The sequence below is a fragment of the Nonomuraea pusilla genome (assembly GCF_900109355.1).
Classification (GTDB): domain Bacteria; phylum Actinomycetota; class Actinomycetes; order Streptosporangiales; family Streptosporangiaceae; genus Nonomuraea; species Nonomuraea pusilla.
Window position 1 is genome coordinate 1 of sequence record NZ_FOBF01000045.1, and the last position, 8,009, is coordinate 8,009.

General features: G+C 67.5%; 8 protein-coding genes. 5 read left to right on the forward strand and 3 right to left on the reverse strand.

The genetic code is table 11. The features are described 5' to 3' along the window. Positions 1-566 (reverse strand): FadR/GntR family transcriptional regulator (locus tag BMX74_RS42155; protein ID WP_218154263.1); only part of this gene is annotated, 566 nt, incomplete at its 3' end. 335 nt (positions 567-901) lie between these two features. On the opposite strand from BMX74_RS42155, the gene BMX74_RS42160 reads away from it, so the two are divergent. The 4 genes from BMX74_RS42160 to BMX74_RS42175 all read left to right on the forward strand — a co-directional run bounded on the left by BMX74_RS42160 (position 902) and on the right by BMX74_RS42175 (position 5,181). Further along, positions 902-2,164 carry an ABC transporter substrate-binding protein gene (locus tag BMX74_RS42160; protein WP_091106055.1) on the forward strand — a complete coding sequence of 421 codons (1,263 nt, stop codon included), beginning with the start codon at positions 902-904 and terminating at the stop codon, positions 2,162-2,164. Between the two features lie 122 nt (positions 2,165-2,286). Next, positions 2,287-3,138 carry a carbohydrate ABC transporter permease gene (locus tag BMX74_RS42165; RefSeq protein WP_236714607.1) on the forward strand — a complete coding sequence of 284 codons (852 nt, stop codon included), beginning with the start codon at positions 2,287-2,289 and terminating at the stop codon, positions 3,136-3,138. After that, complete coding sequence (locus BMX74_RS42170; RefSeq protein ID WP_055501978.1) at positions 3,131-3,982, forward strand: carbohydrate ABC transporter permease; 852 nt, start codon at positions 3,131-3,133, stop codon at positions 3,980-3,982. Before BMX74_RS42165 ends, BMX74_RS42170 begins: the two co-directional genes overlap by 8 nt. Before the next feature lie 20 nt (positions 3,983-4,002). Beyond that, entirely contained in the window at positions 4,003-5,181 is a 1,179-nt protein-coding gene (locus tag BMX74_RS42175; RefSeq protein WP_091106058.1) for a Gfo/Idh/MocA family protein, read from the forward strand. A gap of 1,045 nt (positions 5,182-6,226) precedes the next feature. Here BMX74_RS42175 and BMX74_RS42180 read toward each other — a convergent pair. Beyond that, complete coding sequence (locus BMX74_RS42180; protein ID WP_143078975.1) at positions 6,227-6,514, reverse strand: hypothetical protein; 288 nt, start codon at positions 6,512-6,514, stop codon at positions 6,227-6,229. A gap of 35 nt (positions 6,515-6,549) precedes the next feature. Continuing rightward, complete coding sequence (locus BMX74_RS42185; RefSeq protein ID WP_091106060.1) at positions 6,550-6,855, reverse strand: hypothetical protein; 306 nt, start codon at positions 6,853-6,855, stop codon at positions 6,550-6,552. Positions 6,856-7,443: 588 nt separating this feature from the next. Between BMX74_RS42185 and BMX74_RS45285 the strand changes: the two genes are divergently transcribed. After that, on the forward strand, positions 7,444-8,009 hold a 566-nt coding region (locus tag BMX74_RS45285), incomplete at its 3' end, for a FadR/GntR family transcriptional regulator (protein WP_218154263.1).

The following is an 8,009-nucleotide window of genomic DNA, read 5'->3' on the forward strand; positions in this document are numbered from 1 at the left end:
GCCAGCCCTATCGCGCTGACCTGCCGCTGCAGGCGCTGGACCGACTCCAGGGTGGCGTCGAGGAAGGTGTTGGCGGCAGCTGTGGCGATGGCCCGGTGGAAGGTCTCGTCGGCTCGGGTGAAGGCGTCGATGTCGTCGTCGGCCGCCGCGTCGGCCGACTGCTGTGCCGCCTGGCGCAGCGCCTTGACCTGGGCGGGGGTGGCGCGCTGCGCGGCCAGGCGGGTGGCGGCGGTCTCGACCAGACGCCGGAACTCGAACATCTCGTCCACCTGGCGCAGATCGGCGGGCAGGAACCGGGAGAACGACTCCTTCCACAGCGCGCCGTCCGGCTCGGCGATGTAGATGCCCCGGCCCTTCTGCACCGAGACCCGCCCGAGCGCGGACAGGATCTTCACCGCCTCCCTGACGATCGTCCTGCTCATCCGCACCGCCTCGGCCAGGTCCTTCTCCGTGGGCAGCCGATCACCCGGCTCGAGCCGTTCCCGCACGATGTACTCGAGAATCCGCTCCGCCGCGATCTCGTAACCCGGCCGGTAACCCCCCGCCTCACCGTGCTGCCGCGGCACCGACGATGACCACTCCGATCGGGCCAACCTCTTCCTCCGGTCTACTCTCGCGGCCACTCATGCCGTCGCATGCGACACCCTACAGCCCCAGGATATTTCATATCTATCGTGTCACGCTTCGCCAGTGAATCGCATTTAGGGTCTTGACGCGATCGGGGTTTCCACATCATCGTGACCAGCACGTGTTCAGCGTCGCCGGTCTTGGCGAGAGGTGTCCGCGACCCCCCACCTGTGGGTTCGGTGGAGAAGCTCGGGCCGAAGGGACCGGCCAGAGGATCCGATCTATTAGCTGGAAGTCGAACGTCAGAAGAGGCATGATGCGTACCAAGCCAGGAATGAAGCGTCGCGGGACACGCCTGTGGTCCTCCAGTGTGGTCGTCGGGTTGCTGCTCAGCGCCACGGCGTGCGGCGGCGGGGCGGCAGACGACGGGAAGGTCGAGCTCAGCTATCGCATCTGGGACAAGAACCAGATGCCGGCGATGCAGCGCATCATCGAGAAGTTCCAGGCGACGCACCCGAAAGTGCACATCACCATCCAGCTCACCGCGAACCAGGAGTACTGGACAAAACTGCAGGCCGACGCCACCGGCGGCAGCGCGCCCGACGTCTTCTGGATGAACGGCCCGCACGCCCAGCTCTACGCCGCCAACGGCATGCTGCTGCCGCTGTCGGACTCGATCACGAGCGGCCGCGTCAAGCCGGCGAACTATCCCGAGGCGCTCACCCGCATCTACAGCTACCAGGGAACCCAGTACGGCATCCCGAAGGACTTCGACACGGTCGGACTCTGGTACAACAAAAAGCTGTTCGACGCGGCCAAGCTCGCGTACCCGGACGACACCTGGACCTGGCAGAACGTCGCCGACGCGGCACGCAAGCTCACCGACCCCTCCAAGGGGGAGTACGGGATCCTCGCCCCGCCCTTCAACCAGGAGAACTACTACGACACCATCTTCCAGGCGGGCGGCCAGGTCATCTCCCCCGACGGGAAGTCCTCCGGCTACGACCAGCCCGCCACCCTCTCCGGGCTGCGCTTCTGGACCGACCTGATGAAGGCCGGGGTCTCCCCGTCGCTGAAGTCGATGACGGACACCTACCCCACCCAGCTGTTCGAGTCCGGCAAGATCGGCATGTACTACGGCGGGTCCTGGAACGCCATCGAGTTCGCCAAGAACGACGTCACCAAGAACGACGTGGACGTCACCGTCCTGCCGAAGGGAGCCAAGCGCGCCGTGGTGATCCACGGCCTGGCCAACGTCGTGTACGCCAAGACCAAGCACCCGAAGGAGGCGACGCAGTTCGCCGAGTTCCTCGGGTCGAAGGACGCCGCCGACATCCAGGCGCAGACGGGCGCCGTCATCCCCGCCTTCACCGGCACCCAGGAGGCCTGGATCACCTCCATGCCGCAGTTCCACCTGCGCGCGTTCACGGACCAGCTCGCCTACGCGGTGCCGTTCCCCGGGTCGAAGAACACCGACGCGTGGCAGAGCAAGGAGGCCGCCATCTTCGGGCCCGCCTGGTCCGGCACGAAGGACATCACGGCCGCCGCGCAGGAAATGGCGACGGCGATGAACGCGGCGCTGCGTGAGGAACAGTGATGTCAGCGGTGAACACCGCGGCGACCCGGCGCCGGCACCGGCATCCGGGGGGCCGCCGCCCATCGGGCCGCGCTCGTGGACGCCGTGCCGAGCAGGCGTGGGCGTACCTCATGGTCACCCCCATGACCATCGGCCTGATGATCTTCTACCTGTGGCCCGTCGCCCAGACCTTCTTCTACAGCTTCACCAAGTCGGGCCCCTTCGGGGGGCACACCTGGATCGGCACGGCGAACTACCGAGCGCTGCTCGACGAGCCGTCGGTCGGCCAGGCCGTGGCCAACACCCTGCTGTACACCATCATCCAGCTGGCGGGCATCCCGCTCGCGGTCCTGCTCGCCGCGCTGCTCAACCAGCGCGGACTACGGGGCCGCTCGGTGTACCGCACGCTGTACTTCCTGCCGGTGGTCACCATGCCCGTCGCCGTCGCGATGCTGTGGAGATGGATGTACAACGGTGACTACGGCCTGGTGAACCAGCTGCTCTCAGTGATCGGCGTCCAGGGGGCGCACTGGGCGTCGGACCCGTCCGTCGCACTGTACGCGCTCGCCGCGATCGGCATCTGGATGGCCCTCGGCTACAACATGGTCATCTTCCTGGCCGGCCTCCAGGGCATCCCCGCCACGTACTACGAGGCGGCAGCGATCGACGGCGCCGGCCCTGCGAGGACGTTCTTCCGTATCACCGTGCCGCTGCTCAGCCCGAGCATCTTCTTCGCGACCGTCCTCACGGTGATCAACTCACTGCAGATGTTCGACCTCGCGTACATGATGATGAGCACGCCCGGCAGCGCCGCCGGCACCGCCAATCCGGCGCTCCCGCGGGTCCGCACGATCTCCTACCTCTTCTACCAGAAAGCCTTCGTCGAGCACGATCTCGGCTTCGGCGCCGCGGTCGCCTTCGTCCTGCTCGCCTTCATCCTCGTCATGACGATCCTCCAGTTCCGGCTTCAGAGAAGGTGGGTGCACTATGCCTGACGGCACGACGGTCGCCGGTCGCCCGGCGCGCCGCCTGGGCACTGCCGCGACACACCTGGTGCTCGCCGCCGGGGCGGTCGTGATGGTCGGCCCGTTCGTGTGGCAGTTCCTCACCTCGCTCAAGACGTTCAGCGAGACCACCCATGTGCCGCTGACGTTCCTGCCGAGCGAGTGGCAGTGGTCCAACTACAGCCAGGTGTTCGACGTGCTGCCCTTCCGGCAGATGTTCCTCACCACGGTGCTCATGACCGCCGGACGAACCATCGCCCAGCTGGTGTTCTGCTCCCTGGCGGCCTACGCGTTCGCCCGGTTGCGTTTCCGCGGCAACAACCTGCTGTTCGGCCTGTTCCTGTCAGTGCTGATGGTGCCCGGCCAGCTCTTCCTCATCCCGCAGTACCTCATCGTGCAGGACCTCGGCTGGGTGAACACCCTGGCAGGCCTGATCGTGCCGGGGATGTTCAGCGCTTTCGGCACCTTCCTCCTCCGGCAGTTCTTCCTCGCCCTGCCCCGCGACGTGGAGGAGGCGGCCCGTCTCGACGGCGCCAACCCGCTTCAGATCTTCTTCCGCATCGCGCTGCCCCTGGCCAGGCCGGGCCTGCTGGCCCTGACGATCCTCACGGTCCTGTGGTCGTGGAACGACCTCATGTATCCGCTGGTCGTCAGCACCGATCCGGCCGCGATGCCCCTGTCGGCCGGCCTGGCGACCCTGCAGGGAGAGCACATGACCGACTACTCGCTGCTGATGGCGGGCTCGATCATGGCGACCGTACCGATGATCGTCGCGTTCGTCGTCCTCCAACGGCACTTCATTCAGGGCATCGCCCACACCGGCAGCAAAAGCTAGACGTCGAGAAAGGACGTGGCATGGACGACCTCAGGCTGGGTGTGGTCGGTCTCGGTGTGCGCAGCGACCTGGCCGGCCTCGCACACCGTCCGGGAGAGGGGTCGCGACTGGTCGCCTGCTGCGACCGGGATCCACAGACACTGCGCAAGGCCCGCGACCGATTCGGACCCGATCTGCTCACCGTGGCCGACCACCGGGAACTGCTGCACGCCGGGCTCGACGGCGTGCTCGTGCTGACCCCGGACCACACCCACGAGCCGATCGGGCTGGACTTCCTCCGGGCAGGGATCCCGGTGTTCATGGAGAAACCCCTCGCGATCACCATCGAGGGCTGCGACCGGCTCCTGGCCGCCGCGCAGAGTCACGGCACGAGGCTCTATGTCGGGCACAACATGCGCCACATGCCGGTGATCAGAACCATCCGCGAGCTGATCGAAGACGGCGCCATCGGGCAGGTCAAGGCCATCTGGTGCCGGCACTTCGTCGGGCACGGCGGGGACTTCTACTTCAAGGACTGGCACGCGGACCGGCGGAACACCACAGGCCTCCTGCTGCAGAAGGGAGCGCACGACATCGACGTCATCCACTGGCTGGGCGGGGGGTACACCCGGCAGGTGAACGCCATGGGGGGTCTGGTCGTCTACGGCGACATCACCTCGCGGCGGGACAGGAAGCCCGGAGAGCGGATGACCGACTGGCTCTCACCGGACAACTGGCCGCCGCTCAGCCAGCGGGACCTCAATCCGGTCGTGGACGTCGAGGACCTCAGCATGATGCAGATGCGGCTCGACAACGGCGTGTTCGCCAGCTATCAGCAGTGCCACTTCACCCCGGACTACTGGCGCAACTACACGGTCATCGGGACGGCCGGACGGCTGGAGAACTTCGGCGACTCCGAAGGAGCCGTCGTCAAGGTGTGGAACCGCCGCTCGGACTACCGGGCGGACGCCGACATCGAGGTGCCCGTGCACACGCCGCCCGGCACTCACGGAGGCGCCGACCCCCGGCTGATGGCGGAGTTCCTCGACTTCGTCCGGTCTGACGGAGCCACCGTCACCTCACCGGTCGCGGCCCGCGAGGCGGTGGCGGCGGGATACGCCGCCACCGCCTCCCTGCGGGACGGCGGCCGGGCGGTCGACGTCCCTCCGCCCGCCCCTGAGGTCGTCGCCTACTTCAGCAAGGCTGAGCCAGGGAAATGAGCTGGTCCACGTTCCCATGATCTGCCTGGCACCGCCGGCTCCGGAGAACCGGAGCCGGCGGTGCCCTTGGCGGCGTCGTCACGTCACGGTGACCTTCGGGTGTCGCCCGCCGCAGCGAACCGTCTGACACCGCTCTGCCAGGCCACGTCTTCGGCATGAGGATGCCGCAGGTCTCGCCCGCGGCGGTGATCCGGTTCCAGAACTCGCCCCGGACGCCACCGGTCTCGCTGGTGTGTTCACTGCTGTCGTCTTCTTGGCTCAGCTGTGCCGTCCGGGGACGGCGGCGGGTGCTCAGACATCTCGTGAGACGCAGGTCCGGCAGGTCAACTGGTCTCAGTGTTGCCGCCCTTCCTGAGCTGGGCGGCCAGGACGGTCACGTTGAAGGTGGAGGGCTTGATGCCGTCGGCGCGGTCGTTGTTTCGCGCAGGTCGCCGGTGAGTGGGACCACGGCGGCGCCGGTGTGTCCGGCGACCGGGCCCAGGCCGGTCGTCGTGGCGGTGACGTGGAACGAACGGGTCAGCGCCTGGCCGGAGAACGCCGCGTCGGCCGGTTCCACGCTCACCCCGGCGGATCCGGTGAGCGACAGCGCCGACTATTCGCGGGCGGGCGTGTCACCGCCGGTCTTGGCGATGCCGGTCTTGGCGATGCCGGTCTTGGCGATGCCGGTCTGGGTGGGGATGCCGGTGATGGCGCCGGTGTCCTGGTTCAGGGCCGGCCGGGAGCCGCCCGGAGGTGATCTCGTAACGGACGGTCTGGGGCGTGCTGGAGGTCACCTTGAACTCGTACAGCTTGCTGAGTTGGGCGTTCGGCGGCTGCGGGGTGGTGAAACCGAGGGCAGGGGCCTTGACGGGTCGCGGCTCGCCGACCGGCTTGCCGTCCGCGCAGATGCCAGTAGGTGGAGCCGTCGGCCAGTAGCTTCTTCTCCTCGGCCGTGAACGCCCCGTGGTTGCGCGCGGACTCCCACAGCTTGATGGCTTGAAGGACCGCGGAGGTGTTCGATCCCGAGTCGAAGCTCTTCACGCTGGTCTCGAAGTTGATGCCGGCGTCAAGAGAAGCCGCACGCGCCATGGTGGCTTCGATCGTCCGAAGGCTGGAACTCCCAGAGAGTGCTTGCTTGCCCAGCATCCCAGATATTGGACGAGAGATTGCCGCATTCGGTGACGAATCCATCTTTGGAGGCGAGCTGCCGGTAGACGCCGTTGACCAGACGCGCGAAGCCGTAGGCCAGGTGCCCGTTCGGCCACCCTCCCACGGTCGTGGCGACCTTCATGGGCACCGGGTCCCACAGCAGCGTCTGCACGTCGGTGCCCGGCGCGGGGTCCAGACCGACCACCTCCATAGTGGAGTAGGTCGGGAACCGGGCGACTTTCACCTTGATCGTCGCCTTGTCGGTACGTGCACCTTGTCCTGTGGGGAGTACTCCATCTTGGTGGGCGCCGCCTGCTGGCCGTCGGCCACCACGCTGACCAGTGGCACCGGCTTGTCCGCAGCCACGTAGTCTGCGCCGGTCCGCAGGTCAACCAGCCTGGTCACCCGCCCGATGTCACTCAGTTCCATCGAGAAGAAACCCGCGTCGACCTTCAGCGGTGGGCTCGCCTGAGCCGCGGGAGTGGCCAGGCTCACGCCCGCGAGGGCGAGGACCATGGCGGTGATGACTCGACGGTCGCCCGGCATGGTCGAGGACTGCCGCTCGAACCGAGGCGGTCGCGACCGGACTCGAGATGCTGAGACGAGGGCTTCTGACGTGGGGACGGACGGGCTCGGAAGCACCGCAACGCTGCGATGCCGTGCCAGGAACGTGTGGTAGCGAGGTTGTGTCGGTACCTGCTGAGACCTCTGACTCAGGAGTGTAAGGATATATATCGAATCAATCAACCCTGAATGATGCGTTTAGATCGCAGTCTTTGCGCGCGACTGGACGGCCGAGCCTGGCTACACCCTGCCCACCGCCGACCGCTCGCGGCGGGCCGATCCCGGGCGGGTACGGCGCGCACCCCCTCCCCTGCCTGCAGCAGGGAGGGTGTCAGCAGTTCAGGCGCCCGACGCCGGTCATGCGGTCGGGGCAGGAACGGCACCGCCGGCTGCGGTCGGCGCGGGTTCACCGGTGCGGTCCGCACCGACGGCGTTCCTCCAGAGCCGGGACTAGATAGATATGAAATATTGCGGGTAGTGTGTGCATGGCCGAGTATTGCGGAGCATCGTGAAACGGCCGCGAGAGTAGACCGGAGGAAGAGGTTGGCCCGATCGGAGTGGTCATCGTCGGTGCCGCGGCAGCACGGTGAGGCGGGGGGTTACCGGCCGGGTTACGAGATCGCGGCGGAGCGGATTCTCGAGTACATCGTGCGGGAACGGCTCGAGCCGGGTGATCGGCTGCCCACGGAGAAGGACCTGGCCGAGGCGGTGCGGATGAGCAGGACGATCGTCAGGGAGGCGGTGAAGATCCTGTCCGCGCTCGGGCGGGTCTCGGTGCAGAAGGGCCGGGGCATCTACATCGCCGAGCCGGACGGCGCGCTGTGGAAGGAGTCGTTCTCCCGGTTCCTGCCCGCCGATCTGCGCCAGGTGGACGAGATGTTCGAGTTCCGGCGTCTCGTCGAGACCGCCGCCACCCGCCTGGCCGCGCAGCGCGCCACCCCCGCCCAGGTCAAGGCGCTGCGCCAGGCGGCACAGCAATCGGCCGACGCGGCGGCCGACGACGACATCGACGCCTTCACCCGAGCCGACGAGACCTTCCACCGGGCCATCGCCACAGCTGCCGCCAACACCTTCCTCGACGCCACCCTGGAGTCGGTCCAGCGCCTGCAGCGGCAGGTCAGCGCGATAGGGCTGGC

Bases quoted from the DNA above. Each gene is read 5' to 3' on its own strand.
- BMX74_RS42160 (WP_091106055.1), top strand. From the start codon at position 902: ATGAAGCGTCGCGGGACACGCCTGTGGTCCTCCAGTGTGGTCGTCGGG.
- BMX74_RS42165 (WP_236714607.1), top strand. From the start codon at position 2,287: ATGACCATCGGCCTGATGATCTTCTACCTGTGGCCCGTCGCCCAGACC.
- BMX74_RS42170 (WP_055501978.1), top strand. From the start codon at position 3,131: ATGCCTGACGGCACGACGGTCGCCGGTCGCCCGGCGCGCCGCCTGGGC.
- BMX74_RS42175 (WP_091106058.1), top strand. From the start codon at position 4,003: ATGGACGACCTCAGGCTGGGTGTGGTCGGTCTCGGTGTGCGCAGCGAC.
- BMX74_RS42185 (WP_091106060.1), bottom strand. From the start codon at position 6,855: ATGCCGGGCGACCGTCGAGTCATCACCGCCATGGTCCTCGCCCTCGCG.